The organism is Acerihabitans arboris, assembly GCF_010131535.1.
GTDB lineage: Bacteria > Pseudomonadota > Gammaproteobacteria > Enterobacterales > Enterobacteriaceae > Acerihabitans > Acerihabitans arboris.
Genome location: NZ_WUBS01000002.1, coordinates 397,477 through 424,098, shown reverse-complemented (window position 1 = coordinate 424,098; position 26,622 = coordinate 397,477). Strand labels below are relative to the sequence as shown.

The window sequence follows — 26,622 nt, the reverse complement described above, 5'->3', positions numbered from 1 at the left end:
CGGCGATGTAGCAACATACTCGTTATCTCTACTTTAGCCAGATAGTTAACGTGGCATTATGCAATTGAATATACCGACTTGGCTTACATTGTTGCGTGTCGTAATGATACCCTTTTTCGTCCTGGCTTTTTACCTGCCATTCTACTGGGCGCCGCTGGCATGCGCGTTGATTTTCATCTTCGCGGCGGTTACCGATTGGTTTGATGGTTTCCTGGCCCGGCGCTGGAAACAAACGACGCGTTTTGGCGCGTTCCTCGATCCGGTCGCAGATAAGGTCATGGTGGCTATCGCCTTGGTTTTGGTGGCAGAACATTTCCACTCATGGTGGATAACACTGCCGGCAGCGACGATGATCGCCCGCGAGATCATTATCTCGGCACTGCGCGAATGGATGGCGGAGATCGGCAAACGCAGCAGCGTTGCCGTTTCCTGGATTGGCAAGGTGAAAACCACCGCCCAGATGCTGGCGCTGGTCGCGCTTCTCTGGCGTCCAGAGCAGATAGTGACCGGCATCGGCATCGCCGCGCTGTACGTTGCCGCGGTGCTGACGTTCTGGTCGATGTTCCAGTATTTGAACGCCGCCCGCCATGATTTGTTCGAACACTGATCGAAGCGCCGTAAAAATCAACAAACAGGTGCTTGAGCACGATAATTCTGTTGACTCGCTACGTCAGGTCAGTAGAATGCAACGCATCGAAAGCAACGACCGATTGCCAGACGATAACACTAAAAATTAGTAAGTAAAAACAAGTAGCTTTTATCGATGCGGGAATAGCTCAGTGGTAGAGCACAACCTTGCCAAGGTTGGGGTCGCGAGTTCGAGCCTCGTTTCCCGCTCCAGATGTACAACGAAGCCTTTCCAAAGGCAGTAAAGGGCGCGTTGGCAGAGTGGCCATGCAGCGGATTGCAAATCCGCCCACCTCGGTTCGACTCCGGGACGCGCCTCCAATATGTTATTTCCCCGACGCCCGGGTGGTGGAATCGGTAGACACAAGGGATTTAAAATCCCTCGGCTTTATGGCTGTACGGGTTCAAGTCCCGTCCCGGGTACCAAACCAGATTTCGTAATAAAAACAAAGTAGTATGAGCAAGTTGATACCGCCGATAGGCGGTTTTTTTATGCCTGCGATTTGCCGCCAAGATTAGGAAATGACTACATACTGAATATGCTAATTTATTGAGACGATGATATTGCCTGAGATTTTAAATACACAGTTTTTGCCAAGGTTAAGCGCCGCGCATGCTATGCGGTGATACCATTACCCGCTGTTGTGTTAATTAGGCCACCTTTGCTTTTTTAGGCCGACCGCCAAGCTTGCCATTCGCCTTTGAAGCAGCGCTTTTCTTCTCGGAGGTCGCGGAACCGCCTTTGCGGCCAAGTTCGCGCGCCATCCATTTGCTGGTTCCTGCATAGCCATCCATTATCGCCGGGATAAACACATCGGCGTCAATAGCCGGGAAGTAAAGCCCGTTCCCCAGGGGCGTAATCTCTATGTCTGTCAGTTCCGCAGCGCTAGCAGTGCTTAATCCCTGAACAATCGCCGGCGGTATGGCCAATTCGATACCAGATACCAACGTTACGATGACGCGTTGCGATTTGGCATCGTAGCGGGCCGCAATGGCACGTAACGGGCTATTCATCGTTTCCTGACCGCGCTGCACGGCTGCATCGATTTGTGTTTTAGTTGCCATGGATTTGCTCCCATGCTGACTGTAGTTGTGGCAGTTGTTTAAGAAGCTCCTTCTCGATCTCCGCGAGTTCCTTAGATTTTACGCCAATCATTTCTCTCAGCTCAATGTTGTCTTTTAGCAAAACAAAAACAACCTGGCCATTGGTTCCTATAACATGTACATGCGGAGGTAAATGATCCATGGTGTAAATCATCACCCGCCATCCTTTAAACCTGAAAATTGTTGGCATGGGCAACCTAAACCTAAACGTTTGGGTTATTTTAGATGGCATTTTGTAAGAATGCAATATGCTGGATGCACTGGTGAGGATGGCAGTTAAGCGCTGAATAATGACTACCGCCGCCGCTATCACCCAAATAAACCCATATTGATGGTTTATAAGGTACTAAATTTACTCAACTCATTGATTTATTAGGTGTTAAAAAGGTTTTTGAAATCCCTCGGTTTTATGGCTGTACGGGTTCAAGTCCCGTCCCGGGTACCACACCAGAATTCGTAATAAAAACAAAGTAGTATGAGCAAGTTGATACCGCCGATAGGCGGTTTTTTTATGCCTGTGGTTTAGCTTTCATAATATCATTTCAAAAAAAAATACTAAAGCTCCTCTCTTTGTCCCAATGATATGCGACCTGCAATAATAGCTGTCGAGTTGATAAATAAGCGCGGTTTAACCGGGCTTCACATGCATCTTTACCCCAAGCTATGGGCGAGTAGCGCAGTCATCAGGCTGCAACCAACCGGTGTAGCTGTGAGGTATCAACTTCTTTCTGGGCTACCCAAAGGCTGTAATTGTCTTGGAGATTGAGCCAGAATTTCGCCGAACTGCCAAGTACCGCTGAAAGTTTCAGGGCCATTTCTGGAGAAACCGCAGAATGACCGCTGACCAGCCGTTGTGCGGTGGAAGGGGCGACATGCAGTGCGCGGGAGAGCTCACGAATGCCGATATTAAGATCGTCCAGAGTCTCTGCAATAATTTCACCGGGGTGCGGCGGATTAAACATAGTCATTAGTGACAATCCTCATAATTAATGACATAGGCATTGCCATCCATAAATTCAAACGTAATGCGCCAGTTGCCCGTGACGGTTATAGACCATTGGACTTTCCTGTCCCCGGTAAGCGCGTGAAGGCAATATCCCGGCCGGTCGATATCCTTGATATCTTCCGCCGCATCGACAACCGCCAGACGCAGGCGGAGTTTACCGGACTGCTGCGCGTCGATACCCGCGGTTGACCCTTTCGCGAAAAACAGGCGCAATCCTTTGTGCTTAAAGCTTTTAATCATGAAGTGGCTCGTGGGTGTTGCGTACTAAGGAACAATATAACACTGTTCCTCAGCACGCAACATTTTTTTGATTGTATGCTGGCGGAGGGGGTAATGAGTATCTTCATTCAAATAGTGACCACACAATCCGCATCAGCCCAAATCAACCCGCCATCATGATTTGCAACCGACTGATTTTACGTAACTCTTTGATTTCAATATCATGCTGAGGGTTCTTAAAATCCCTCGGCTTTATGGCTGTACGGGTTCAAGTCCCGTCCCGGGTACCACCCCAGAATTCGTAATAAAAACAGAGTAGTATGAGCAAGTTGACACCGCCGATAGGCGGCTTTTTATGCCTGCAAATCCACTTTAATAATATTATTGCTGATAGGATCCTGATTATACTCTCTATGACACAATGACCTACGCCTGAAAAGAACAGCTGTGAAGTTGATTGATAAGCGTGATATAGCCGGGCTGCTTTTGGGTTATTACCCGCATGGCCATAAGTGCGGATAAGCTATGGTTGTGCAGCAGTTGCCAGGCTGTAGCCAGCCGGTGTAGCTGTGAGGTATCAACCTTTTCCTGTGCTATCCAAAGGCTATCCCATCGGTTTGGCTTTTTGGGGTTTATAGTTTGAGTGAACCTCGATATAATGGCATTAACCTTATAATAAGACAATGAAATACCAAAAGAGAAGCGGAAAGGCTGCTTATGACTAGATGTGTTGTGAAAATATTTTTTTTTACGTTTGCAATGGCTGTTCTGTATTTGAACATGAAAGGAATTATTCACAAGTCTGATGATTTAATTTTTTCACAAGAAGCGCAACATGCAAATGTAATTAACTGGCTAATAATACGGTATCATGGTTGGTCTTCTAGAACAGCGATAGAGTTCGCTCTGATAACTCTTATAAATAATAAAATAACATGGTCTTTATTTAATTCTTTTTTTATTGCAATAACAATAAGTTGTGTCGCATACATTACTTCAAGATTTTCCCGGGAGGCGATAATATCTTCCGTTGTATTTTTGCTAGTGTTAATTTTTACTTTGAAAAAGGATGTGTTAAAAGACGGTGTGATATGGATGACGGGTTCTTTTAATTATTTATGGCCCGTGGCACTATCTCTTTTTGGTTTTGCCTTAATTAAAGCGCTTCCTTTGGTAAAAAATACCATGCCCTTATATATCGCGGCATTTGTCTTTTTTTTCCTGTCATCATTTAGCGAACAGGTTGTCGCAGTTAACCTGATATTACTCACCACCTTAGCCTTCATTTATACCGGTAATATACGAAAGATATCTATCTGTTCTCTTATCGCAACAATATTAGTATTCGTTTATATCATCACCTGCCCTGGCAACAAGGCAAGGCTGTTTCTGGAAATCCCGCGGTGGAATCCTGACTTTGTCAACACGACGATTTTTGATAAAGTTATTCTTGGTATCAACATGTCGTTTGATCAAATATTTTCAATCCAACCGCTGGCTTGGGTGATCCTATACGCATCATTGATGGTCTGCTCGATGCTTAAATTCGCGAAAATCACATCTGCAATTATGTTATCTATAATATTATTGATCATGGCGTTAAATCGTTTTAGCGACTTAACACACGACTATACGGCAGTCCTTCATTTCAACTCCGACAGTGTTAGCGGCGCGATTTCAATAGTAAGGGCCGTTGTTGTTCTTGCAATGGCAGCCCTGACGATTTTTATATTATTTATGTCGCTTAGAAATAATAAGGAAAAATACGTTGCTGTCTTTTATTACATATCATCCTTTGCCGGAACTGTAATGCTGGGTTTATCGCCCACGATATATGCATCGAGCGATAGGATATTTTTCGTTTCTTCTGTGATGGTTTCGGTGCTCGCGGCCTACTTTGCCACACAAGCGATTAACAGGCATATAGAAGTTACCCGGTGATGATACTGTGCCTTGCAGATGCGTTTGCAGATGCAGATAGCGGGCCATCAATGTTCAGACAATGTGATTGTTCCTGGACAAAAGGAGCACCACGCCCCCAGTGCTGGCGCCTCCTGATTGTTGATGATAACAATCCTGACGGGACATTGGCGCATAAATCACGCCGGCAGAGATTATCAAGAGCAACGAATGTTGATAATGACGCCTTGTGCATCCGATATAAAATTCACTCTTTTCGGGTTAAAGTCCATCGTAACCGGCTGGCCGGGCCTGATTAAGCGCATCGGCACCGAGAAGCGCATACTGTCAAGAACGCTATCAGGTTTGCCAATCAGGTTCCTGAAGCTGGTGGCCAGGCAGGTGTCGTCAACAGGGAGCGGTTGCGCCGCATTATGCGTGGATTGATGGTTTTCAGCGCTGCGGCAAGCCGCAAGAGTGAACAGGATAATAAACGTCAAAAGTACGGTGTTGCGCATATTGCCTCCCGATTGCCTGTTAACCGTTGGTACTTTATTAACAGTTCCACATTTTCAATTAATAAGCACAGTTTGAATGTACCATTTTAACACTATAGTTATATAATTTGTTAATCTGTACCAGGATTAGCGTAAGTTAAGATAACCATCACAAGACCAATTTTCTACGGCTAGCGCTATTATCAGCAATCATGGGATAGTTTATGAAAAAGGTTTTATACTTTTTATCCGCGGCGCTGCTGTCGGCTGTGCTGGCTGGTTGTGCAAGCAACTACGCCATGAGCACCAATGACGGCCGCATGATAGTGACCGATGGCAAACCACAAATTGATGATAAAACCGGCATGATCCGATACACCGATGCCAACGGCAATGAGCAACTGATCAATAAAAACGATATCAAGCAAATGCTGAAGGTTAATTGATTTTCGCAACCAGCACGTGATCCTAAGACCTCACCTGCGGCGGGGTTTTTTATGACCCGCTGGCGCCGGTAAGACAGCGGCGGAGTTCCGGCTCCCTTGACAGCCCGGGCGGGTCAAAAAGCGCCAAAGGTTACGGATTGCACTGGTTGGTAAAAACGTTATGGCCGTGCGGGCAAACGTCGCTATCCGCTGGAATGATTCTGAATAGGGAACCGGCGGCTCCGCTACAGCCCGTAAGCAACAGCAGGCATAATGCGATGGGTAGGATGAGCGATTTCATCGTAAATCCTGGCAAGGTACAATGATCAAATCATAGCATTATATGCAGGATAAGGTTCTTTTCGTTTTTCCTGTTGAATCATTTGCTTAAGGAAAGGTCAAGGCAGGGATGGCGCCACCCGCAGTACCGACGGCTTCATCAGTCCGTTCGTCCTGGCGTTGTTTTAGCAATCAGTAATCCTTATCAATCAAAAAACCAGAGGCTGGGTAAGCGAAATCATAATAAGCAAAAATACAGCAATTTATTCTTAACAAATCACCAATACATTTTAAACAATATGCCGCCAAAAATGATACCGGCAAACACGACCAGCCAGCAGATTCTCAGTAATACTTCATCGCTTCTTTGGGTAACGTCCATTATCTTTCCTTCGCCTGATAGTGATATCTGTCACTATTTTAAGAGGATCAAAGTAGATAAATAGTGATATGTATCACAATTATTTTATTCATCATACAATTATTTCCATCGGCGACGAGGCAATGGTTAACCAGGGAGTCCGGCGGTCGTCGGGGGGAGCGGCATTGGGTGTTATGACCAGCTTGTGGAAGCGGGCGCTTAGGGCTCGTGACACTCCTGGACCGGAAATAAAAAAGACGGGCATAAATGCCCGTACGCCAAAGGAATCAGTAAAAAACCAAAATAAAACAAAGGAATGCGGTAAGACAATCGCACATAACGATTAAATAATTATTAAACAGAATTTAATAGACAGTATTTTTAATATTTGCGTCCACTATTCAATTTTTGAATGTTAAAATTCACCATTAGTGGGCGGTGGCTGATAAGGCGCCCATGACGTTGCAGTTAAGGATTATATTAGCCATGAAAGTTTCATTCATCGTGCAATAAAATGAGTGTGATGTTTCAGGCATTGGGTTGCCAGAATAGTAAGTGGACTAACGGGATTATTATAGCGGGCATATATAAACGCTAACAGCCCGGCCGGGCTGTTAGCGCATCAGGCTAAGAGAAGAAGTCTACTTTCCCACCGACAAGATGGTACATGGAACCAATGATTTTTATCTTACCCTCGGATTCAAGTTTATGAAGGATATCGCTTTTCCTTAATTCTTCAAGGGTAAGTTTAACGTTGGTCGCGGCTACCGCATCGACAAATTCATCGTTACTGCTTACCCTCTCCTTGGTATATTCCGTTTTATCAATGGCCGGTTTTATCTTTTCCAATAACCCCGTCAGGTTACCCAGTTCTACGTTATCAATGGCTCCCTTGACCGCGCCGCAGGCGGTATGGCCCATGACCAACACCACTTTGGCGCCGGCGGCGGCACAGGCAAATTCCAGGCTGCCAAGAATATCAGCGTTGGAGATATTGCCTGCGATCCTGCTATTGAAGGCTTCTCCGATACCGGTATCAAGAACTATCTCCGCCGGCGCGCGTGAATCGATGCAGCTTAATATCACCGCTGACGGATATTGTCCCGCCGCGCTGGCGCGTTTTTGCGCCAGGTAATCATGCCGGTGTGGTTTCCCGGTATGGAAACGGATATTACCTTGCTTCAATCCCTCGATTATTTGATCCGGGGTCATCTTATCCCGTTCTTCTTTACTCAATGCCGCCGCATAAGACAGTGAGGGCGTGCCTATGCCTATAACACCGGCGATCCCTAATACGGAAAGACCTGCGGCGCGTTTTATTAGCGTACGCCGTACTGGTTCTGCTGATTGCAGCATATCGGTTTGCATCATTAACTCCTGTAGCCAGGATAATCCCAACGGCTGGGTGATAAAAAAGTGACTTTACACGGGAATTGTTACAATGCGCTTACTGTTTTGACGCAAGGGAACTTTACCGAATAAGTTATTATTATAACGTGATAAAAGTTGTTATTTCAAAATGGAGAGGTTTATTTAACAGCAGGATGGGTTATTTTTATTTTATTTGGAATCACCGTCACGAATATTTCTTCTGGTAAGCATTTTAATTTAAATAGCGCGCTTATGTAAATGTTTATTCCATTTTTTTAACGCTTTGTAGCTTGACTGAATTAAATATATCAAGTCATATTAATATATTTATACCCATGTCTGATGAGGGCCGCTGTTGTCGTGGTGGTGGGGGGAAATCTCGCCCTGGCATCATTTATTAATCGCTTACATGGCGCTGGCGGCGTCAGATCCGGATAGCGTGGGGCATCCTAGTGGCCCACCGCGAGGCAAAGCAGGAGCTTGCCCATAAAATAAATTTATATGCATCCTTTACTGATATTGATGTCCAAGCCTTTTGCCTGCCGTAATGTCATCAGGATTGTGAAATATTCTGCCTGCCGCAGCGGCGCGCGGGCGATAATGAGATGCCTGATAGGGGCGTGGTTAAATCAATTTGAACCGTCAGCAGGCGGATTACCGCGGGGGAATGAGAGTGGAAACCGGCATCCATGCCATGGGTTTCCTGGGCTGCGGTATCGGTTTAGTTGGTGGCGCCGGTCTGCTGGGTTTGTTCGACCGGCGCGGCCGTGGAGGCTGAATCGGGCGCCACGGCCTGGTTATTGCTGTCAGGCGCGGAAATAGGCTCGGCAACCGGAACCGGGGCTACGGCGGCAGGGGCGTTAGAGCCTGCTCCCTGGGCGGAATCCGGCGCGGCAGCGGGGGCATTATCCGCCGGCGCGGCAACCGGCATCACCACCGGTGGGGTCGCTGCGGCTGCGGAGACATTCACCGGTATTCCGGCACGGTTCTGCAGGGCGGCGTTAACCAAATCCTGGTTGACGATCGGATCGACCAGCACCTTGCTCACGGCGACCGGTAAGGTAATCGGCACCGGTTCGTTAGAGTTGAATTGCTCTTCGGTGGATGACAGCGGGTTGTGGACTTCGAGATAACGGGTGCCGTCCGGCTCAGTGGTGGCTTTAACCGGTTCGTCGATAAACTGTACGCGGGTGCCGACCGGGACATGATCGAAGAGATATTTGATGTCATCCGCGCGCAAACGCACGCAGCCGTGGCTGACGCGCAGGCCAATGCCAAAGTTGGCATTGGTGCCGTGGATGGCATACAGACGACCGACATACAGCGCATACAGACCCATCGGGTTATCCGGGCCAGCCGGGAAAACCTCGGGCAGCGTTTCACCGCGCGCCGTATATTCCGCATGCATCGCCTTGGTCGGCGTCCAGGTCGGACCGTTTTTCTTGCGCTGCACGGTGGTCAGCCAGTTGACCGGGGTGTCCTTGCCCAGCTCACCGATGCCGATGGGCAATACCACGACCGTATTAGTGCCTTTCGGGTAGTAATAGAGACGCATTTCCGCGCTGTTTACCACAATACCTTCATGCGGCGTATCGGGCAAAATCAATTGGTGGGGGATGATAAGCTTGCTGCCGGGCATCGGCAGGAAAGGATCAACCCCTGGGTTGGCCTCGATCATATTGCTCAGGCCCATCTGGAACTGTGCGGCAAAATGCTCCAGCGGTAACTTGCTGTCCTGGGGAATGGCTATTTCCAGATTTTCACCTACCAGGCGACTGTTACCGGCCGGGAGAGGGTATACCACGGCAAAGGCTGAGTGACTGAAGGCAGCCATTGCCAGAATTACCGTATAGATTGCACGCATATTCATTTTCATAGTTAGTCAGATGTTATCGCCACGCAGGCAGTAATTGGATAGTTTATTCCGGGTCGAGGATGACCGGATGGGCATTATATGTTCACAACGGCCCAAGAGGGAAATAATATGTGTAACCTTGGGTACGACGCCGCGCCATCAGGGTGATCCGTCACGCCGCGGCTGAACGCGCGCGCCGGTGGATTTTCCCGGTGGGAACCCGGGTAAGCCCTGAAGCAGCGCCGGAGGGTCAGTGCCCACGGCCGATGCGCCTTGCCGCCACCGGCATAATATCAACTTGCCCCTTGCGCTGCCACGGAGAACCGACGGCGCGTAACGGTCTTGATAAGGAAAATCAGCCATGAGCCGAAGCCTGGTTATCATGTTGCATGGCGTGGGCAGCAATGGGAACGACCTGGCGCCATTGGGCGATATCTGGCGCCCCAACCTGCCGGAAACAGGTTTTGTCGCCCCGGATGCGCCCTTTCCATTTGAGCAGGGACCCGGCCGCCAATGGTTTAGCATCACCGGTGTAACGGAACATAACCGGCCGGAACGGGTAGCCGCGGCCAGGGCCGCCTTTGATGCCACGCTTACCGGGCTGATGGCGGAAAACGGGCTGGCCGGGCAGCCGGAGCGGGTGGTGCTGCTGGGGTTTTCCCAAGGTTCCATCATGGCGCTGGATGCCGTGGTTTCGGGGCGGTGGCAACTGGCCGGCGTCGTGGCGTTTTCAGGGCGTTTATCCTCGCCTGCGCCCCTGACGCCGCCGGCGCATCTGCCGGTGCTGCTGATTCACGGCGCGCAGGATCCGGTCATCAGTCCCCAGGAAACCGAGCGTGCCGCGCTTACGTTGGAAGGGCTTGGCGTGGCAGTGACCTCGTTTATCCTGCCCGGGCTGGGGCATAGTCTTAATGCGGAAGGCGTGGCGACGGCGGGACGTTTTATCGTCGGGGCGCTGCGGCCAGGGCAATGAGTCCAGGGCTGCCGCCGGTAGCATCCGGCGGCGCAGATCCCGCATTATGCTTGCCGCGCAGCGCCGGATGTGGCTTATTACACTGACTCCCCCGATTAAATAGGGACGTTGGCCGACATTAGAGGACATCCCGGCATCGCGCGGGGCCGGACCGGGATACCCTCGGGAGAGGTTAACGCAAGGGATAAAATAAGCGTCTACTAGCTGGCAGGAGGTACATATGGAACTGCACGAATGGGAACGCCGGTTCAAGGAGTATCTGGAACAGTATTTTCCACAAGATGATAAAGCGCACGATCTTGCCCATTTCAGCCGTGTATGGCATACCGCCCAGAAAATAATGCATCTGTCGGCGGCCGATGAATTAACCGTTTTAACGGCCTGCTATTTTCATGATGTGGTCAATTTGCCGAAAAACCACCCGGACCGCTCTTTGGCTTCAAGGCGCGCCGCGCAGGAAACGCGGCGGATATTGGCCGAACACTTCCCGGACTTTCCCGCCAGCGCCTATCCGGGCGTGGCCCATGCCATCGAGGCCCATAGTTTCAGCGCGGGCATTACGCCCGAGACCCTGGAAGCCAAAATCGTCCAGGACGCCGACAGGCTTGAATCGCTGGGAGCCATTGGCCTGGCCCGCGTATTCCATGTCTCGGGACAGCTGGGACGCGGCCTGTTTCATGCGGAGGATCCGCTGGCCCTGCACCGGCCGCTGGACGATATCAACTATACCTTTGATCATTTCCAGACCAAACTGCTGACCCTGGCTGACACCATGCAAACGGAAATGGGTCGCCGGATGGCGGCGTATAACATCGATTACCTGATAACGTTTATGAGTAAGCTTTGCGCGGAACTGAAAGGGGAGTATTACCAGTTGGATGATGAAACCCTGGAACGCTTTCGCGTGCGATCATAAATCCACCAGGGTGAGCCGCGTCGGGAGCCCGCGCTATAAGAGGCGGTTCCCGCCACGACGGACATGGGTACGGATTACAGGTTATTTCAGCAACAACGGCAGGTTGGCGGCCAGCGGCAGGTGCGGCGTGACTAAACTGGCGTCCATCCACCGATCGCCGTCCCATAAATCGGTGGATTTTAACGGCGCCAGCAGCGTCATCGACGGCGGCAGTTCGGTCAGGAAATCAATACGGATCATCACCCCATCGCTGATACGATAGGCGGTTTGGCCGCGCAAATCGGCCACCGCTTCCCAGTGCGCGCCGTCGAGCGATCTTACCAACGCCATATTCTTCCCGGGCAACACCGGCTTATCGCCATAGCTAAAGGCGGGCAGCCGCACCCCGGCGCACAGGAATTCCATGGTCGCGCAAAGGTATTCGCGCGTTACCGGATGGCTGCAGTAAGCCACTGCCCAACCGGAGTGCTGCGCCACACCCTGTTCATCAAGAGCCGCATTGGCAAAATCGGTTGAGTACTTATTTTTGATCATGGTACCGCCAGTGTCAGTTACCGCTGCGTTATGCGGTAGGCTACTGGCCCGCTGCATCACCGGATAATAGCAAACAGACGTTAAGTATCAGGCTAATTAATCATCCTGTCATCAAAAAATTTATAACAAATACATTCTTATTAGAAACAAGAATAATGCGCTAATCGGGAAACGAGGCGCCTGAGAAGGGCAACAGCGCTTTTACGCCGCCGCTGCTGGACGGCGGCGACAGTGGGCGGCGGGGCGGCGTGTGTTCAGTTTCATTTACTCTTTAAGCCTTTGACGCGGGAGCCGCGGCCTTCTAGGCTGACAGTAATGGCACCGGCCAGGCCAATCCGGGCGTGGCCGCTCACCGCCTGCGGGCAAGGAGAGTACTATGGCTTTCGAAACCGGCGACATCGTCCAGCCGATTAAAGGCGGACCGGCAATGAGCGTGGTAAAAGTTGAAAACGGCATCGTGTTTTGCGGCATGATGGATTCCGGCGAGGAAAACGCGAAACAGTTTAAACCCGAGGAACTTTCGTTGTATAAAGAGGACGGCGACTTCGGCGTCTGCTGACGCCGCCTTGTTGCAGGGCTATGCCCCGCCATGGCCCTGCTGGAAACAGTATTGGCTGTCCGGATTTTGTCGCTTGCATCGCTTCATTGATTCGCCTATTTTATAAGCGTTTCAGCGCTTGATAACGCTGGCGAGTCTTCCCGTTTATTTTCTGTTGAAAAGTATCTTTGTGAAAAAAAGTCGTCATGCGCATCGCGAAAAAGCGTATCGGGAAACGATCAACGACGCTCAGTTTGCGATTGCGGTGCTTGCCATAGCATCGGGCACGCTTATTAGCTTTATCATTTTGGTGACGCTCTGGATTATCTGACTTCAGATGGGCGAAAGGAAGGAGTAGACATGGAAAACAGCAGACTGGATGATACCAAACTAATCGCCATAATCGGTTTATTAATATCTGTCTTAATCGTTGTGTCAGTACTGTTCGGCATCGCTTATTTTTATGACATAAAACATAATCCAGAGGTGGATGTCGGCTCTTGTTATAAACAGCAGGCCGAGTCCTCCCTTTGAGCCAATCCGTCCCCGGCGCGAGGACGGATTCGCCGGCGCTAGGCCGGCATCGCCCGCTCGTCCGGCTGGATGTCTTCCAGCAGGCCCTTCAGGCGTATCTGCTGGCTGCGGATTTCCAGCGACAGGGGTTCATAAAGCGAACGGCAGCCGTTAACATCCTGCATGCCCAGTAAACCGAACGGCTGATGTTTGTCGCCGCTCCAGCTGCGATAATCCGCCACCGGGTAAATACATATCCCCTCGACCGCCACTTCGTTTTTCATGGCCAAAATGGCTTGCTCGAAGATATAACGCATCCAGGGCACGCGCAGCTCGTTTTCCGCGCCGGTTTCGGCGATAAGCACCGGCCGCCGGTAACGCTGGTATATTTCCCGCAGAATGGCGGCAAAAGGCCGGTAATGGCTGTCATCGAAGGCGATGCCCCCGCCCTGGTGGAACCATTGATTCCCCGGACGGTAATTGACGCCCAGGATATCCAGGTAATCCGGGCCGCCGCCCAGCTCAGGATTCAGCTTGCCGCCGAGCATATCCCAAACGTCAAACTGCGCCAGCCGCAGCGCTTCCGCGTCCGGCTCCTGCTCGGGCTTGCCCTGGAGCGCATTGATATGGACCACGGGCTCAGGCTGGAGGAAACGCGCCGAGCCGTCGACGGCGCGGATGGCGTCAATGGCGGCCAGGGTCGCCTTGACCAGCTGAAGCTTTAGCGCTTTGCCTTTGTTGGCGGCCATGGGCTGGATATGCGCCATGTCGCCGCCGGCCCAGGCGAGGAACGAGATGGCGTTGATGGGCGTATAACAGGGCGCCGCGATGCCTTCGTCACGCACCCGGGCGGCCACCGCGCCGGCAAAACGCGCGAAGCGCTCGACAAACTCGGGTTGCCATACGTCGACATGATCCGGCCAGCCGTAATGGCACAGATCCCAAATCACCTGGACGTGATTGACCTGCGCGGCGTGCAGCATCGGCAAAAAGCTGGACCAGTCATACTGGCCGGGGAGCGTCTCGATCAAATGCCAGCGCAGGCCGTCGCGTACCGTGGTGATCTTCTGCTCCGCCAGCTGCGCGTAGTCCTTTGATGCCAGCATCTCATGTCCGCTGGAAAGAATCAGGTCAAGGCGGCGTCCGTCCCCGCGGACCTCCGTCGAGCAGTCAAAGCCTCCCTGGAGGAAACTTTGGAACAGCGACGGTTTATGCATGGGCGCTAACCCATGATTTATCTGATCTTGCATCGCGCTTCCCCCTTTGCGTGACCGCCTTTACCTGCGCGGGCCGAACAACATATCATTTAAAGTAGACAGGTGACGGTCGAGAAGGTTCTGGCTATCGCCCGCTTTGCGATCCGCATTGCAAACTTAGCGGCCCGGGCAGCTGAAAAACCGGCCGGTTGCTGTCGGCTCCCGGGAAAAAAACCGGCCGGGCCGGGCAATTGTTCTGGCCGGTACTATGATGAAATGTCTTCCTTTATGCTGTCCTGGAGTAATATGGCATCTTCTTTTTCTTCGAGCCGCTTTTATGCAACGACTTAACGGGCGTATCGGGCAGGCGATATCGCGCCTGACGCACGTCCATCCCGAACAGTCCGGCATTTATCCGCTGTCGGACGGCCTGGATGCTTTTGCCGCGCGCATGAAGCTTGCCGACCTGGCCGAACAGACCCTGGACCTGCAATATTATATCTGGAACAAGGACATGTCCGGCATGTTGATGTACAGCGTGGTGCAGCGCGCGGCGGATCGCGGGGTCAAGGTGCGTTTGTTGCTCGATGATAACAATACCCGCGGCCTGGACAAGATTTTACTGGCGCTGGATCAGCATCCGAACATCGAAGTCCGCCTGTTTAACGCCTTCCAGACCCGCGCCGTGCGCGCATTTTCGTACCTGACCGATTTTTCCCGCCTCAACCGGCGCATGCATAATAAAAGTTTCACCGTTGATAACCAGGCCACGATTATCGGCGGCCGGAATGTGGGCGACGCCTATTTTAGCGCCGGCGGCGAGCAGTTGTTTTCCGATCTCGACGTGCTGGCGATAGGGCCGGTGGTGGAGCAGGTGGGACGCGATTTTCAACGCTACTGGGATTGTCGCGCGGTTTGCCCGCTCTCGCGGGCGGTCCGATCTTCCCGCCTGGGCGGCAAGAACAGCATCAGCAGCATGATGGGGCAGGTCAGCTTGAATCCCCATGCCGAGCGCTATGTCAAACGGTTGGAACGGGCGGATTTTTTTGTGCGGCTGCAGGCCGGCAGCCTGCCGTTTATCTGGGCCAGGACGCGGCTGCTCAGCGACGACCCGGCCAAGGCCCTGGGCCAGGTTGCCGACCACGGCCTGCTCACCAGCCGGATAAAAAGCGTTATTGATGAACCTGAACGACGCCTGGATATCATTTCGCCCTATTTCGTGCCCACCAAAGCCGGGGTGGAGCAGTTGGTCGCCCTGGCCGCCAAAGGGGTGAAGATTGCGGTGCTGACCAACTCCCTGAACGCCAACGACGTGGCGATTGTCCATGCCGGTTATGCCAAATGGCGCCGGGCCCTGCTGACCCACGGCATTAAACTTTACGAACTGAAACGCAACAGCTTTGAATCGCACCAGCCGCGGGACCGGGGCTTGACCGGGAAGTCGGGTTCCAGCCTGCATGCCAAAACGTTCAGCGTGGATAGCCGGGAGGTATTTGTCGGTTCTTTTAATTTTGATCCCCGTTCCGCCATGCTTAACACCGAAATGGGGTTCGTTATCGGCAGCGAAGAGCTTGCCGAAACCATCCATCGGCTATTCATCGGCACCCTGCGCCAGAATGCGTACCAGGTCTGCCTGGATGAACAGGGAAAGATGTATTGGCGGGAATACCAGGGCGAGCAGGAGTTGATTCATTGGCAGGAGCCCGCAACCCATATTGTGGAGCGCTGGATTATCCGCGCGCTTTATCATTTACCGGTGGACTGGCTATTATAGTCGGCGGGGGATTAGCGGGTAATTTGAATAAAGCAATGTAATAAGATTTTTCCTATAAAAACGGCAAAATAAAATAATCCTCGGTCCCGGCGCCGGCGTATTTTTCCCGCGTATCGGCCTGCGCGCGGCTTTAAAGCCCTTTTTTTTAATAACTTTGGGTTTACGTCAAAAATGATTAACCCCCCGCTGATGGGTCAGGTAAAATCAGCGGGCGGTACCGATTGTTGGAATTTGCTGTTTTAGACTATCTTTTACCGGTAGATGAGCTTGTTTTATAGCCTGTTGATTAAACGCCAAGCCGGTAAGGGTAAAGTGATGAACGATCGCCGTACCATGCTGTCCGAGAAGTGATTTATCAATTAAAATTGCTTTAAATGATTAAGAGCACACGCATAGGGGGGGATGTGCCAAATAATAAATTTTTCGTCAAATTACCTAAAGCGAGTCTCCGTTTGCTGGGAGCAACGGTGTTGTTGTCGTTATACGCTTTGCCTTCATGGGCATTTTCTATTGACGATGTGGCTAAACAAGCGCAGGAACTGGCTGGTAAAGGTTATGAGGCACCCAAAAGTAATTTGCCTTCCCAATTCCGTGAAATGAAATTTGCTGATTACCAGCAGATCCAATTCAATCATGAAAAGTCCTACTGGCACGATCAGCCGACCCCGTTCAAGCTGGAGTTTTACCATCAGGGGATGTATTTCGACACGCCGGTAAAAATCAACGAAGTGACGTCCTCCGCTGTCACCGAGATTAAATATACCCCGGACCTGTTTACCTTTGGTTCGGTGAACCACGATCCCGAACTGGTGAAAAACCTGGGTTTCGCCGGCTTTAAGATCCTGTATCCGGTCAACAAAGCCGACAAGAGCGACGAAATCGCCAGCATGCTGGGCGCCAGCTATTTCCGGGTTATCGGCAAAGGCCAGGTCTACGGTCTTTCCGCGCGCGGCCTGGCCATCGATACCGCCTTACCCTCGGGCGAGGAATTCCCGCGTTTTCGGGAGTTCTGGATTGAGCGGCCCCAGGCCAACGATAAGCATTTGGTGCTTTACGCCCTGCTTGATTCGCCGCGCGCCACCGGCGCTTACCGGTTTGTTATCTATCCGGGACGCGATACCAGCGTGGATGTACAGGCCAAGGTTTTCCTGCGCGATAAAGTGGGTAAACTGGGCCTGGCGCCATTGACCAGTATGTTCCTGTTTGGACCGAACCAGCCCTCGCCTACGATGAACTATCGTCCGGCGCTGCATGATTCCAACGGCCTGTCCATCCATGCCGGTAACGGCGAGTGGATCTGGCGTCCGCTGAATAACCCCAAACATTTATCCGTCAGCACCTTCCAGGTGGAAAACCCGCGTGGCTTCGGCTTATTGCAACGCGGCCGTTCGTTCGCCGAATATGAAGATCTCGACGATCGTTACGATCTGCGCCCCAGCGGCTGGATAGAACCGCGCGGCGATTGGGGCAAGGGTCATGTCGAACTGGTGGAGATCCCCACCGCCGATGAAACCAACGACAATATCGTGGCTTTCTGGACGCCGGAAAAACTGCCGGAAGTCGGCAAACCGTTCGATATAGCCTATCGGATGCACTTTTCCCGCGACGAGGATAAAATCCACACTCCCGAGTTCGCCTATGTGAAACAAACCCTGCGTTCAGCCGGGGATGTCAAGCAGTCCAACCTGATTCGCCAGCCGGACGGCACTACCGCGTTCCAGGTGGATTTTGTCGGACAGGCATTACGGGACCTGCCGGACAACACCCCGATGGCTTCCCAGATTAGCGTCGGCGATAACGCCGAAGTGGTCGAAAACAATGTCCGCTATAATTCAGTGACGCGCGGCTGGCGTCTGACACTGCGCCTGCGCGTGAAAGATGAAAAACAACCCACCGAGATGCGCGCCGCACTGGTGAACGGCGATAAGACATTGACCGAAACCTGGAGCTATTTGCTACCTGCCAATGAATAAACTAACTGAACCCAGCCTCGAGTATATCGAGGCTTTGCCCCTTTCTGCCGAGCAAAAAGGCACATTGCGTGCACAGGTGCCGTCGGATGGCAGTCAGTCCCTCGCATCCCTGCATGCCGATATCGGGGGCGTCGTCCCCGGTATTAACCTCAACGAAGATCAAGATGACGCCGCGCTGGATTCGGTCAAGTCCCGGCTGAAGATGGCCTGGCCTGATGCCGCAAGCCGCGAGGATGTGCTGGTGGAGGATAGCCAGGGCCGCACCGCCATCAAGGCCATGCCGACCATCACCCGCACGCCGATGTTTCCGGAACCCTGGTTGACCAACCCCATCGTGCGCTACTGGGACGCCATGCGCGGCCATACGCGCGCGCCGCGCCATAAACAGGAAGCGGCCCGCGAAGAAGCCAACTGGCGCAGGGTAGGCACCATGCGCCGTTATATCCTGCTGGCGCTGACCCTATTCCAGACCGCCATCGCCACCTGGTATATGAAGACCATTCTTCCCTACCAGGGATGGGCGCTTATCGATCCCATGGATATGCTGCACCAGGACTGGCTGCAATCGCTGCTGCAACTGCTGCCTTATGTACTGCAAAGCGGCATCCTGATCCTGTTCGCCATTTTGTTCTGTTGGGTCTCGGCCGGTTTCTGGACCGCCCTGATGGGATTCCTGCAGTTGCTTATCGGCCATGATAAATACAGTATCTCGGCCAGTACCACCGGCGACGAACCGCTCAATCCCGAACACCGCACCGCGCTGATCATGCCTATCTGTAACGAGGATGTGGAACGGGTGTTCGCCGGCCTGCGCGCCACCTATGAATCGGTGGAAGCGACCGGGCAGATTGAGCATTTCGACGTCTATATCCTGAGCGACAGCTATAACGCCGATATCTGTATTGCCGAACAAAAGGCCTGGATGGAGCTATGTCAGGAAACCGGCGGATTCGGCCGGATATTTTACCGCCGCCGCCGCCGCCGGGTTAAGCGTAAAAGCGGCAATATCGATGACTTCTGTCGCCGCTGGGGCAAGCAGTACAGCTATATGGTGATCCTGGATGCCGATAGCGTCATGAGCGGCGGTTGCCTGACCAATCTGGTGCGGCTGATGGAAGCCAATCCTAACGCCGGCATTATCCAAAGCGCGCCGAAGGCGTCGGGCATGGATACGCTGTACGCGCGTTGCCAACAGTTCGCCACCCGGGTCTACGGCCCGCTGTTTACCGCCGGGCTGCATTACTGGCAACTGGGCGAATCCCATTATTGGGGCCATAACGCCATCATCCGCGTCGAGCCTTTTATCAAGCATTGCGCCCTGGCGCCGCTGCCGGGTGACGGTTCATTCGCCGGTTCGATACTGTCGCACGATTTTGTCGAGGCGGCACTGATGCGCCGCGCCGGCTGGGGCGTGTGGATTGCCTATGATTTGCCGGGCAGCTACGAAGAGCTGCCGCCCAACCTGCTGGACGAGCTCAAGCGGGACCGGCGCTGGTGCCAGGGCAACCTGATGAACTTCAGGCTGTTCCTGGTGAAGGGCATGCATCCGGTTCACCGGGCGGTGTTCCTGACCGGCGTCATGTCCTATCTGTCGGCGCCGCTGTGGTTTATGTTCCTGGCGCTGTCCACCGCGCTGCAGGTGGTGCATACCCTGATGGAACCGCAGTATTTCCTGCAGCCGCGCCAGCTGTTCCCGGTGTGGCCGCAATGGCGTCCTGAGCTGGCGGTGGCGCTGTTTTCCACCACCATGGTGCTGCTGTTCTTACCTAAGCTGCTCAGCGTCATATTGATTATTGCCAAAGGCGCCAGGGAGTACGGTGGAGCGGCTATCCTGTTCTGCTCGATGCTGCTGGAGATGTTGTTTTCCGTATTGCTCGCGCCGGTGCGTATGTTGTTCCATACCGTATTCGTGGTCAGCGCCTTTCTGGGCTGGCAGGTACAGTGGAACTCGCCGCAGCGTGACGATGATGCGACCCCATGGAGCGAGTCCTTTGTGCGCCATGGTCCGCAGATGCTGTTGGGCCTGGTTTGGGCCGGAGGCATGGCCTGGCTGGATTTGCGTTTTCTCTGGTGGCTGTCGCCTATCGTGTTCTCGCTTATCCTGTCGCCGTGGGTATCGGTGTTCTCCAGCCGCGCCAATCTCGGCCTGGCCTGCCAGCGCGTCAGCCTGTTCCTGATCCCGGAAGAGTATTCGCCGCCGAAAGAGCTGGTCGATACCGAAACCTACTTGCGCCGTAACCAGGCGCGGGCGCTGGCCGACGGTTTCCGTCACGCGGTAGTCGATCCCGCCTATAACGCTTTGGCGGTGGGTATGGCCACCGCGCGCCACGGCATCAGCCAGGCCGTTGAACGCGTGCGTGAAGAGCATGTGCAACTGGCCCTGCAAAGCGGCCCGGGCGCCATGAGCGGCCCGCAGCGCCTGGCGGTGATCAGCGATCCCATCGTCCTGTCGCGTTTGCACTTGCGCTTATGGTCGCGGCCGGATACCTGGCCGGCCTGGAAGAAAAACTAGGTTCAACGCTCGCAGGTAAGCCGCCCCCCGGGGCGGCTTTTTTAATCCCGATCCCCTGATTAATCCCAGGCCTTATAACATTCAGTCGAATATGACAAAAATATGATGCGGTAGCATTATTTGCCACTCGGCGCGCCCGGCGCACCGCTAAAATCTCGGCCTTTGTAGAATAACGGATTGCCTGATGCAAAATGATATGCTGTTTATATTAAAAAAATTGGGTGCCTTCGTCTTCTATGCGGCAGTGGTGTCGGCCTTTACGTCTTTTTTGTTTATCGACGTGCATTTCCTGCATGATATCGTAAAAGAATCCTCCCTGACCGAAATTGGCCAGGAGCTGGTGCTGGTAGCCATTGTGCTGTTGCATCTGTGGCTGATGCGCAACCCGGCGCTCCGCGCCAGCAGCCTGTTGGTCGCTGGTTTTTTCGCCTGTATGCTGATCCGTGAAATGGATTTTGCCCTTGACGAAATTCGCCACGGGTCGTGGTTCTGGGTAGCCTCGATGATTGCGCTGGGTTGCCTGATCTTTGCCGCCACGGATGCCAAACGGGCATTGCAGGGATTGGCGGGGTATTTCAGGCATCCCAGCTACGGGCTGCTGTGCGCCGGACTGTTGAATGTGCTGGTCTTCTCACGGCTGATGGGGATAGGCGCGCTTTGGCGTTCATTACTGGACGAAGATTACCTGCGCGCGATAAAAAACACCGTGGAGGAAGGCAGCGAGCTGTTCGGCTACGGTCTTTGCCTGTTGGCGACCGTCTCCTACGCCCGCGATAAACACAAGTCCACCCAGCCCGCTACACATCGGCCTGGGTAACGTTTGCCACAACCTTGCCGGTTACACTGGGATAACAACGCACATATGCTTCGGATTAGCCTGATAGCCATGACGCTTTTCCTGCTGACCGGATGCGGCAGTATCATCAGCCGTACTTTCCCGGGGCAGGGGCATGGCAATCAATATTACCCCGGCGTGCAGTGGGATTTGCGCGATACCCCCTGGAAATATATCACCATCATCGATTTGCCGATGTCGATGGTGGTGGATACGATATTGTTGCCGGTGGATATGCGGCATGGACCCTACCGCTAGGGTCAAGGTGCGCGGTTGATTTCCCGGCCGGGGCGCTGCCCGTGAGCGTTCGTTTCGCCCCGGCCGGTCCTGTTTAACGCTCCTCCCATTCATCCGCGGCGGCTTGGCCCTCTTCGGTGTCCAGCGACGGCTCATATTGATACTCCCCTTCATCCCATTCATGCAGGGTATTCTCCTCCAGCCACTCGGCGCGCAGTTCCGTTTCGTCGAAGTCGCCGTCAAAAATCGCCTGGGCGGCTTCGCCGGTGCGAAACGGCAGGGCGTCGGCGGCTTCATTTTCGTCGGCCATAAACTCGGCTTCCCACATGATTTCGCCATCCTGCATGATATATTTTTGCAGGCTGAACTGATGTACCGCAGGGTCTTCATCGTCGTGGCTGTTTTCGCGGGAAGACTCTATAAACTCTTCCCGCGCCATATCTATGGCTTCTTCCAACGTTGCGTACATGCTCATTATGGCTCTCCTGTAATCATGGGGGTGATGTTGCTGGCGCCTTGCCCTGTATGGGCCTCACAGTAATTGTTGTCGGAGTCTGGAAACTTTCAAGTCAGAATGCCGCTGAATCTGCGGCTGGCATCAAACGCACGGAAAAAAGTCGGGCCGGGGGCGGATTTTGTGAAACGTAACTAACGGTGGTAACCGGTTGTTAATCACTGCAAGGGAGATGGGAAGAACGGGTAAAGGTTTAGCAAAAAGGGCCGGCGGGGGCGTTGCGTTGCGACGGTACGCGCTACAGTAACAGCTTAAACCGATCAAAGGAGAATCAGCATGACTTTCAACCGTATATCATTGTTAAACGCGGCGTTGCCGGGATTATCCTGCGCCTTTGCCGCGGCGCTGAGTTTGTCGGCCCTGGCCGCGCCGGCGGCCCCGGACCATGCTACCATCGAACAACAGCAGGAAGGGCCGGGAGCGGGCAACCCGATGCCGATGTTCTTCCCGCCCCAGGGCCGGCCGATGATGCTGCCGCCGCACCCTGAGCCGGGTTCCTGCCATGGCGGCGAATTATTCTGTGCGTCGGTGCAAACCGATAACCCCGCCGAGACCATCCAAAAGCTTAACAGCATCCTGCCCGCGACCGCTGGCGGTCATTACCGGGTGCGGGTATCGGTAGAGCGGGTTCCCGAGCATCCGATGGACAAGGGACATAACCCGAACACGGACACCCCGCCGGCGCCGGCAAAATAAGCGTGGGCGGCGCGGCCGGGCATTATTCGCCGGGAAGCCGTATCCGGGCCGCGCCGTACTGTAGGCTCCACCATGAATAGACCACGTTGGCCAACACCACCAGCGCGGTGACGCAGAACACCGCGCGGTAGCCGTAACTGGCGGAGACCACGGCGCCAATCAATGGGCCGCTCACGTTGCCCACATCGCGAAAAGACTGGTTGTAGCTGAATATCCGGCCGGCCACCTGATTGGTGCAGTTATAGATAAGCAGGGTTTGCACCGCCGGCAGCAGGGCGCCGTCGGTCGCTCCCAATAAAAAGCGCAGGATGCCCAACTGCCAGGGAGATTGGACAAACGCCATCGGGATCAGCAGCACTATCGACAGTCCGAGCATGGCGATTAAAATCCGTTCCGGCCCGATCCGGTCCCCCAGGCGCCCCAGCCTTGGCGCGCTGATAAGCGCCGCCACGCCCGGCACCGCCGCAATCATCCCGCTGACAAACGCCAGGTTCTGAATATTGCCCGCCAGTTCGCGGACATACAGCGTCAATATCGGGGCGATGGACCCTGTCGCCACCTGGATAATCATGGTGGTAACAAACAGGCTGAGCACCAGGCGGGGTTTTTTCAGCGACGCGAACACCTGCCGCCCGGACAGCATGTCTTTTTTCAGCACCGGCGTGAACCGTTCCTCGACATATACCAGGGTGGTCACAAAGCAGATAAACAGCACCAGGGCGGTGATAAAGAAAACCAGCCGCAGGCCATACCGGTCCGCCAGCAGGCCGCCTATCAACGGACCAATCAGCGCGCCGCTGACGGCGCCGGTGGACAGCGTGCCCAGGGCCCACCCGCTTTTATTACGCGGCACCTGGGTGGCGATCAGGGCGTTGGCGTTCGGGACAAAACCGCCCAACAGGCCTAGCAACGCGCGCAGGACCAAAAACTGCCAGACATTCTGCGCCATCCCCATCAGCGCCATCACGATGGCCATGCCCAGCGCCGAACGCAGCAACATCAGTTTACGGCCCCGGCGGTCCGCCAGCGCGCCCCAGAACGGCGAAGCGATGGCCGAAAACAGGAAGGTAATGCTGAATACCGCGCCCGACCAGATATTCAGTTCCCTGGCATCGGTGACGCCGAGCAATTCAACGTAGAGCGGCAAAAAGGGCATAATCAGGCTAAAGGCCGCGCCGGTGAGAAAACAGCCGAGCCAGGCAATATACAGATTACGTTTCCAGTTGATGGGTTCCGGTACCGACGTCATAACATCCTAATAAGAAAGGTAACGGCGGTCAGGTAATTTGACAGGGCACAAAGGCGTTCTCGCCGGAAATTAAGCAGAAGTACGGGTAATTATGCGCCTAAATGGGGCGCGGGGCAATTTATGGGGCATAATTTGCACCACTCCATTACCCCTTCCAAAGCGGCTCACGGCGTGTTTTAACGCAGGAAAACGGCCTGACGGCAAAAAAATACGGGCGCCTCGCCGGGCGCCACCCGCGGGGCATCAATATAACGACGGTTCGCCAGGCGGGCGGGTTTTAAACCGCCGGTGCAGCCACATATACTGATCGGGAGCCAAGAGGATGGCCTGCTCAAGCACCTTGTTCATATAGGTGGCCGTGGCCACGTCGCTGTCCAGCGGCAGGGCGCCTTCATCCGGCAGGATAATCATTTCATAGCCCTTGCCGTTCGGTAAACGCCGCGGCACAAAGGGGATAACCGCCGGTTTGGCCAGTCGGACCAATAAATGGGTGCCTGAGGTGGTCGCCGCGTGCTCGATGGCAAACAGCGGCGCGAAGACGCTGCTTTTCGGGCCGTAATCATGATCCGGCGCGTACCAGATAATCTCGCCGTGTTTCAGGGCGCGGATCATGCCCTTGATATCCGAGCGGTCCAGCATCGATTTATTGGAACGCATGCGTCCCCAGGTCTGCAGCCAGTCGAGCAGCCGGTTATCGTTTGGCCGATATACCCCGATGCCGGGATTATGAATGCCGAATATCCGCGCGCCCAGTTCCAGGGACAAAAAGTGCAGGCCGATCAGCAACACCCCTTTTTGGTTGCGGCGGGCAAGATCAATGTTTTCCAGCCCCGACACGTTAAACAAGCGTCTGACGCGCCAGTCGGGCCAGAACCATCCCATGCCGGTTTCAAATAGGCCCATGCCCACTGATTCAAAATTTTTGACGAGCAGCGCTTCTCTTTCAGCGCTTGAGAGGTTGGGGAAACACAGCTCCAGGTTGCGCCTGGCAATATGGACGCGATGCTTGAGAAAGTGCATCGACACCCGTCCCAGGCTGGTGCCGAGACGATAGAGCAAAGGATAAGGCAACAATACCACAAGGTATAACAGACCGATGCCAATCCAGGTAAACCAAAAACGAGGATGCAACAAAGAGCGGTTAAAAGTTGGAATATGTGTCATGTGATCTCGGCATATTAGGTGTAAAAGGCGGAATTACCGGCCAAAGACGATATTTCTGCCATCACTACATTTTATTCTGGCATCTTTTCCAAAAAGGGGAAATAAATCGCCCACTAAAAAACGCGAAATCTTCTTCAGCGGGCGCGTCATCATTAAAGCCGAGGCGGGGTTTATACTTTGTTAAACAAATCCTTCACCGCGTGCGGCTCGCAGCGCCAGTATTGTTTCGGGCCGTTGACCTTGGCGCCTAATTTTGCCGCCGCATGCCACGGCCAGCGCGGATCGTAGAGCACCGCGCGCGCCAGGGCAATCATATCCGCCTCGCCGGTGGCGACGATGGCTTCCGCCTGTTCGGGTTCGGTAATCAGGCCGACGGCGATGGTATTAAGGCCGGTGGCTTCCTTGATCTGCCGGGCAAACGGCACCTGATAGCCGGGTCCGACCGGGATTTTCTGCTGTTGCGACAGGCCGCCGCTGGAGACATGAATATAATCGCAGCCCAGGGCTTGCAGCGCCTTACCCAACGCGATGGATTGCTTAATATCCCAGCCGCCGTCCACCCAGTCGGAGCCGGAAATGCGCACGCCCACCGGGATATCGGCTGAAACCGCCTCGCGCACCGCCTGGAAAACCTCCAGCGCCAGGCGCATCCGGTTCTCCAGGCTGCCGCCGTATTGATCGGTACGCTGGTTGGCCAGCGGCGAGAGGAATTGGTGTAGCAGATAACCATGCGCCGCATGCAGCTCAATCAGGTTGAAGCCGATACGCTGCGCGCGTTTGGCCGAGGCGACAAAATCGGCTTTCAAGCGTTCGATTTGCTCGCCCGTCATGGCCTGCGGCACATGATCGGACGCCGCGAACGCCGCGGCGGAAGGCGCCAGCGTTTGCCAGCCGCCCTCGTTGGGCGGGATGTTGTTCCCGCCTTCCCAGGGAACCCGGGTCGACGCCTTGCGCCCGGCGTGGGCCAGCTGGATGCCCAACGCTATGGACGAATGTTCCCGGATGGTCTTCACCACCTCCGCCAGCGCCTGCTCGGTCCCGTCGTCCCACAGGCCGAGATCGCGCGGCGATATCCGTCCCTCGGGGGCGACGGCGGTGGCCTCCACAATCAGCAGGGACGCGCCGGACAGCGCCAGGTGTCCCAGATGGATCTGGTGCCAGGAGGTGGCTTTGCCTTCGTCGGCGGAATATTGACACATCGGCGCGATAACGATGCGGTTGTCCAGGGGGAGCTGTCCGATGGCATAACGCGTAAAAAGCTGACTCATCACATTGCCTCAAAGTAATAACCATCATAAACATCTGATTAACATTGTTAGTCATAACGACAATTCGTCAAGTCGTAACCATGGTAT

Annotated in this window: 27 protein-coding genes and 3 tRNA genes; 17 read left to right on the top strand and 13 right to left on the bottom strand. The window is 53.8% G+C overall.

Translation table 11 applies throughout. The features are described from left to right. Window positions 1–58 precede the first annotated feature (58 nt). From pgsA to GRH90_RS04160, 4 genes are all read left to right on the top strand, one after another. Window positions 59–607: a CDP-diacylglycerol--glycerol-3-phosphate 3-phosphatidyltransferase gene (gene pgsA / locus GRH90_RS04175; protein WP_162364625.1), complete on the top strand. Its 549-nt coding sequence runs from the start codon at window positions 59–61 to the stop codon at window positions 605–607. Between the two features lie 158 nt (window positions 608–765). Then, window positions 766–840 (top strand) — tRNA-Gly (locus GRH90_RS04170). A 34-nt stretch (window positions 841–874) separates the two neighbouring features. Further along, window positions 875–948 (top strand) — tRNA-Cys (locus tag GRH90_RS04165). Window positions 949–966: 18 nt separating this feature from the next. Further along, window positions 967–1,053 (top strand) — tRNA-Leu (locus GRH90_RS04160). 225 nt (window positions 1,054–1,278) lie between these two features. On the opposite strand, the gene GRH90_RS04155 is transcribed toward GRH90_RS04160, so the two are convergent. The 4 genes from GRH90_RS04155 to GRH90_RS04140 all read right to left on the bottom strand — a co-directional run bounded on the left by GRH90_RS04155 (window position 1,279) and on the right by GRH90_RS04140 (window position 2,977). Then, window positions 1,279–1,692, bottom strand: a complete 414-nt coding sequence (locus tag GRH90_RS04155) for a DUF2442 domain-containing protein (protein ID WP_162364624.1) — start codon at window positions 1,690–1,692, stop codon at window positions 1,279–1,281. After that, on the bottom strand, window positions 1,682–1,885 hold the full coding sequence (locus tag GRH90_RS04150; RefSeq protein WP_178112996.1) for a DUF4160 domain-containing protein: 204 nt from the start codon (window positions 1,883–1,885) through the stop codon (window positions 1,682–1,684). Before GRH90_RS04150 ends, GRH90_RS04155 begins: the two co-directional genes overlap by 11 nt. Before the next feature lie 529 nt (window positions 1,886–2,414). Continuing rightward, window positions 2,415–2,699, bottom strand: coding sequence for a HigA family addiction module antitoxin (locus GRH90_RS04145; RefSeq protein WP_162364622.1), 285 nt, complete (start codon window positions 2,697–2,699; stop codon window positions 2,415–2,417). Then, the gene (locus tag GRH90_RS04140) at window positions 2,699–2,977 is read right to left on the bottom strand and encodes a type II toxin-antitoxin system RelE/ParE family toxin (protein ID WP_162364621.1); all 279 of its coding nucleotides are present in this window, start codon (window positions 2,975–2,977) and stop codon (window positions 2,699–2,701) included. The genes GRH90_RS04145 and GRH90_RS04140 overlap by 1 nt, the downstream gene beginning before the upstream one ends. A 696-nt stretch (window positions 2,978–3,673) precedes the next feature. On the opposite strand from GRH90_RS04140, the gene GRH90_RS04135 reads away from it, so the two are divergent. Then, a complete protein-coding gene (locus tag GRH90_RS04135; RefSeq protein WP_281352703.1) occupies window positions 3,674–4,897 on the top strand; it encodes a DUF6056 family protein in 1,224 nt (407 codons plus the stop codon). Window positions 4,898–5,073: 176 nt separating this feature from the next. Here the strand turns inward: GRH90_RS04135 and GRH90_RS04130 are convergent, their stop codons facing one another. Next, the gene (locus GRH90_RS04130) at window positions 5,074–5,373 is read right to left on the bottom strand and encodes an I78 family peptidase inhibitor (protein ID WP_162364619.1); all 300 of its coding nucleotides are present in this window, start codon (window positions 5,371–5,373) and stop codon (window positions 5,074–5,076) included. A 203-nt stretch (window positions 5,374–5,576) separates the two neighbouring features. Here GRH90_RS04130 and GRH90_RS04125 point away from each other — a divergent pair, with 203 nt between their 5' ends. Further along, window positions 5,577–5,798, top strand: a complete 222-nt coding sequence (locus GRH90_RS04125) for a YgdI/YgdR family lipoprotein (RefSeq protein ID WP_162364618.1) — start codon at window positions 5,577–5,579, stop codon at window positions 5,796–5,798. 1,246 nt (window positions 5,799–7,044) lie between these two features. On the opposite strand, the gene GRH90_RS04120 is transcribed toward GRH90_RS04125, so the two are convergent. Together GRH90_RS04120 and GRH90_RS04115 are read right to left on the bottom strand one after the other, a co-directional pair. Next, on the bottom strand, window positions 7,045–7,788 hold the full coding sequence (locus tag GRH90_RS04120; protein ID WP_162364617.1) for a carbonic anhydrase: 744 nt from the start codon (window positions 7,786–7,788) through the stop codon (window positions 7,045–7,047). Window positions 7,789–8,509: 721 nt separating this feature from the next. Further along, complete coding sequence (locus GRH90_RS04115) at window positions 8,510–9,664, bottom strand: L,D-transpeptidase family protein (RefSeq protein WP_162364616.1); 1,155 nt, start codon at window positions 9,662–9,664, stop codon at window positions 8,510–8,512. 340 nt (window positions 9,665–10,004) lie between these two features. Between GRH90_RS04115 and GRH90_RS04110 the strand changes: the two genes are divergently transcribed. Both GRH90_RS04110 and GRH90_RS04105 read left to right on the top strand, forming a co-directional pair. After that, window positions 10,005–10,616 (top strand): alpha/beta hydrolase, encoded by a 612-nt coding sequence (locus GRH90_RS04110; RefSeq protein ID WP_162364615.1) that lies wholly within the window; start codon window positions 10,005–10,007, stop codon window positions 10,614–10,616. Between the two features lie 220 nt (window positions 10,617–10,836). After that, a complete protein-coding gene (locus GRH90_RS04105; protein ID WP_162364614.1) occupies window positions 10,837–11,532 on the top strand; it encodes a phosphohydrolase in 696 nt (231 codons plus the stop codon). A gap of 81 nt (window positions 11,533–11,613) precedes the next feature. Here GRH90_RS04105 and GRH90_RS04100 read toward each other — a convergent pair whose 3' ends face one another. Further along, window positions 11,614–12,066: a tail fiber assembly protein gene (locus tag GRH90_RS04100; RefSeq protein WP_162364613.1), complete on the bottom strand. Its 453-nt coding sequence runs from the start codon at window positions 12,064–12,066 to the stop codon at window positions 11,614–11,616. Window positions 12,067–12,442: 376 nt separating this feature from the next. Between GRH90_RS04100 and GRH90_RS04095 the strand changes: the two genes are divergently transcribed. The 3 genes from GRH90_RS04095 (at window position 12,443) to GRH90_RS25880 (ending at window position 13,138) form a co-directional block, all read left to right on the top strand. Continuing rightward, the gene (locus GRH90_RS04095; protein WP_162364612.1) at window positions 12,443–12,625 is read left to right on the top strand and encodes a GDFGVC terminal motif YodC-like protein; all 183 of its coding nucleotides are present in this window, start codon (window positions 12,443–12,445) and stop codon (window positions 12,623–12,625) included. A 169-nt stretch (window positions 12,626–12,794) separates the two neighbouring features. Next, on the top strand, window positions 12,795–12,935 hold the full coding sequence (locus GRH90_RS25885; protein WP_178112985.1) for a hypothetical protein: 141 nt from the start codon (window positions 12,795–12,797) through the stop codon (window positions 12,933–12,935). 29 nt (window positions 12,936–12,964) lie between these two features. Then, complete coding sequence (locus tag GRH90_RS25880) at window positions 12,965–13,138, top strand: hypothetical protein (RefSeq protein WP_178112995.1); 174 nt, start codon at window positions 12,965–12,967, stop codon at window positions 13,136–13,138. Between the two features lie 38 nt (window positions 13,139–13,176). Here GRH90_RS25880 and GRH90_RS04090 read toward each other — a convergent pair whose 3' ends face one another. After that, window positions 13,177–14,334: a glycoside hydrolase family 1 protein gene (locus GRH90_RS04090; protein WP_162364611.1), complete on the bottom strand. Its 1,158-nt coding sequence runs from the start codon at window positions 14,332–14,334 to the stop codon at window positions 13,177–13,179. Window positions 14,335–14,650: 316 nt separating this feature from the next. On the opposite strand from GRH90_RS04090, the gene GRH90_RS04085 reads away from it, so the two are divergent. From GRH90_RS04085 to GRH90_RS04065, 5 genes are all read left to right on the top strand, one after another. Beyond that, window positions 14,651–16,087, top strand: coding sequence for a phospholipase D family protein (locus GRH90_RS04085; RefSeq protein WP_162364610.1), 1,437 nt, complete (start codon window positions 14,651–14,653; stop codon window positions 16,085–16,087). Between the two features lie 404 nt (window positions 16,088–16,491). After that, window positions 16,492–18,060 carry a glucan biosynthesis protein G gene (locus GRH90_RS04080; protein ID WP_312857165.1) on the top strand — a complete coding sequence of 523 codons (1,569 nt, stop codon included), beginning with the start codon at window positions 16,492–16,494 and terminating at the stop codon, window positions 18,058–18,060. Beyond that, the gene (mdoH, locus tag GRH90_RS04075; protein ID WP_162364608.1) at window positions 18,053–20,572 is read left to right on the top strand and encodes a glucans biosynthesis glucosyltransferase MdoH; all 2,520 of its coding nucleotides are present in this window, start codon (window positions 18,053–18,055) and stop codon (window positions 20,570–20,572) included. Before GRH90_RS04080 ends, mdoH begins: the two co-directional genes overlap by 8 nt. 184 nt (window positions 20,573–20,756) lie before the next feature. After that, window positions 20,757–21,389 carry a hypothetical protein gene (locus tag GRH90_RS04070; protein ID WP_162364607.1) on the top strand — a complete coding sequence of 211 codons (633 nt, stop codon included), beginning with the start codon at window positions 20,757–20,759 and terminating at the stop codon, window positions 21,387–21,389. A gap of 45 nt (window positions 21,390–21,434) precedes the next feature. After that, on the top strand, window positions 21,435–21,665 hold the full coding sequence (locus GRH90_RS04065) for a YceK/YidQ family lipoprotein (protein WP_162364606.1): 231 nt from the start codon (window positions 21,435–21,437) through the stop codon (window positions 21,663–21,665). 73 nt (window positions 21,666–21,738) lie between these two features. Here GRH90_RS04065 and GRH90_RS04060 read toward each other — a convergent pair whose 3' ends face one another. After that, window positions 21,739–22,119, bottom strand: a complete 381-nt coding sequence (locus tag GRH90_RS04060) for a MysB family protein (RefSeq protein ID WP_162364605.1) — start codon at window positions 22,117–22,119, stop codon at window positions 21,739–21,741. Between the two features lie 315 nt (window positions 22,120–22,434). On the opposite strand from GRH90_RS04060, the gene GRH90_RS04055 reads away from it, so the two are divergent. Then, window positions 22,435–22,854, top strand: a complete 420-nt coding sequence (locus GRH90_RS04055) for a hypothetical protein (protein ID WP_162364604.1) — start codon at window positions 22,435–22,437, stop codon at window positions 22,852–22,854. 22 nt (window positions 22,855–22,876) lie between these two features. Here the strand turns inward: GRH90_RS04055 and mdtG are convergent, their stop codons facing one another. The 3 genes from mdtG to GRH90_RS04040 form a co-directional block, all read right to left on the bottom strand. Further along, a complete protein-coding gene (mdtG, locus tag GRH90_RS04050) occupies window positions 22,877–24,103 on the bottom strand; it encodes a multidrug efflux MFS transporter MdtG (RefSeq protein WP_162364603.1) in 1,227 nt (408 codons plus the stop codon). A gap of 243 nt (window positions 24,104–24,346) precedes the next feature. After that, window positions 24,347–25,267 carry a Kdo(2)-lipid IV(A) acyltransferase gene (locus GRH90_RS04045; RefSeq protein WP_162364602.1) on the bottom strand — a complete coding sequence of 307 codons (921 nt, stop codon included), beginning with the start codon at window positions 25,265–25,267 and terminating at the stop codon, window positions 24,347–24,349. Window positions 25,268–25,437: 170 nt separating this feature from the next. Beyond that, window positions 25,438–26,535 carry an NADH:flavin oxidoreductase/NADH oxidase gene (locus tag GRH90_RS04040; RefSeq protein WP_162364601.1) on the bottom strand — a complete coding sequence of 366 codons (1,098 nt, stop codon included), beginning with the start codon at window positions 26,533–26,535 and terminating at the stop codon, window positions 25,438–25,440. Window positions 26,536–26,622: the final 87 nt, after the last annotated feature.

What these genes read in the sequence shown, in the direction of transcription:
- pgsA (WP_162364625.1), top strand. Translation starts at nt 59, where the DNA reads ATGCAATTGAATATACCGACTTGGCTTACATTGTTGCGTGTCGTAATG.
- GRH90_RS04155 (WP_162364624.1), bottom strand. Translation starts at nt 1,692, where the DNA reads ATGGCAACTAAAACACAAATCGATGCAGCCGTGCAGCGCGGTCAGGAA.
- GRH90_RS04150 (WP_178112996.1), bottom strand. Translation starts at nt 1,885, where the DNA reads ATGATTTACACCATGGATCATTTACCTCCGCATGTACATGTTATAGGA.
- GRH90_RS04145 (WP_162364622.1), bottom strand. Translation starts at nt 2,699, where the DNA reads ATGACTATGTTTAATCCGCCGCACCCCGGTGAAATTATTGCAGAGACT.
- GRH90_RS04140 (WP_162364621.1), bottom strand. Translation starts at nt 2,977, where the DNA reads ATGATTAAAAGCTTTAAGCACAAAGGATTGCGCCTGTTTTTCGCGAAA.
- GRH90_RS04135 (WP_281352703.1), top strand. Translation starts at nt 3,674, where the DNA reads ATGACTAGATGTGTTGTGAAAATATTTTTTTTTACGTTTGCAATGGCT.
- GRH90_RS04130 (WP_162364619.1), bottom strand. Translation starts at nt 5,373, where the DNA reads ATGCGCAACACCGTACTTTTGACGTTTATTATCCTGTTCACTCTTGCG.
- GRH90_RS04125 (WP_162364618.1), top strand. Translation starts at nt 5,577, where the DNA reads ATGAAAAAGGTTTTATACTTTTTATCCGCGGCGCTGCTGTCGGCTGTG.
- GRH90_RS04120 (WP_162364617.1), bottom strand. Translation starts at nt 7,788, where the DNA reads ATGATGCAAACCGATATGCTGCAATCAGCAGAACCAGTACGGCGTACG.
- GRH90_RS04115 (WP_162364616.1), bottom strand. Translation starts at nt 9,664, where the DNA reads ATGAAAATGAATATGCGTGCAATCTATACGGTAATTCTGGCAATGGCT.
- GRH90_RS04110 (WP_162364615.1), top strand. Translation starts at nt 10,005, where the DNA reads ATGAGCCGAAGCCTGGTTATCATGTTGCATGGCGTGGGCAGCAATGGG.
- GRH90_RS04105 (WP_162364614.1), top strand. Translation starts at nt 10,837, where the DNA reads ATGGAACTGCACGAATGGGAACGCCGGTTCAAGGAGTATCTGGAACAG.
- GRH90_RS04100 (WP_162364613.1), bottom strand. Translation starts at nt 12,066, where the DNA reads ATGATCAAAAATAAGTACTCAACCGATTTTGCCAATGCGGCTCTTGAT.
- GRH90_RS04095 (WP_162364612.1), top strand. Translation starts at nt 12,443, where the DNA reads ATGGCTTTCGAAACCGGCGACATCGTCCAGCCGATTAAAGGCGGACCG.
- GRH90_RS25880 (WP_178112995.1), top strand. Translation starts at nt 12,965, where the DNA reads ATGGAAAACAGCAGACTGGATGATACCAAACTAATCGCCATAATCGGT.
- GRH90_RS04090 (WP_162364611.1), bottom strand. Translation starts at nt 14,334, where the DNA reads ATGCATAAACCGTCGCTGTTCCAAAGTTTCCTCCAGGGAGGCTTTGAC.
- GRH90_RS04085 (WP_162364610.1), top strand. Translation starts at nt 14,651, where the DNA reads ATGCAACGACTTAACGGGCGTATCGGGCAGGCGATATCGCGCCTGACG.
- mdoH (WP_162364608.1), top strand. Translation starts at nt 18,053, where the DNA reads ATGAATAAACTAACTGAACCCAGCCTCGAGTATATCGAGGCTTTGCCC.
- GRH90_RS04070 (WP_162364607.1), top strand. Translation starts at nt 20,757, where the DNA reads ATGCAAAATGATATGCTGTTTATATTAAAAAAATTGGGTGCCTTCGTC.
- GRH90_RS04065 (WP_162364606.1), top strand. Translation starts at nt 21,435, where the DNA reads ATGCTTCGGATTAGCCTGATAGCCATGACGCTTTTCCTGCTGACCGGA.
- GRH90_RS04060 (WP_162364605.1), bottom strand. Translation starts at nt 22,119, where the DNA reads ATGAGCATGTACGCAACGTTGGAAGAAGCCATAGATATGGCGCGGGAA.
- GRH90_RS04055 (WP_162364604.1), top strand. Translation starts at nt 22,435, where the DNA reads ATGACTTTCAACCGTATATCATTGTTAAACGCGGCGTTGCCGGGATTA.
- mdtG (WP_162364603.1), bottom strand. Translation starts at nt 24,103, where the DNA reads ATGACGTCGGTACCGGAACCCATCAACTGGAAACGTAATCTGTATATT.
- GRH90_RS04045 (WP_162364602.1), bottom strand. Translation starts at nt 25,267, where the DNA reads ATGACACATATTCCAACTTTTAACCGCTCTTTGTTGCATCCTCGTTTT.
- GRH90_RS04040 (WP_162364601.1), bottom strand. Translation starts at nt 26,535, where the DNA reads ATGAGTCAGCTTTTTACGCGTTATGCCATCGGACAGCTCCCCCTGGAC.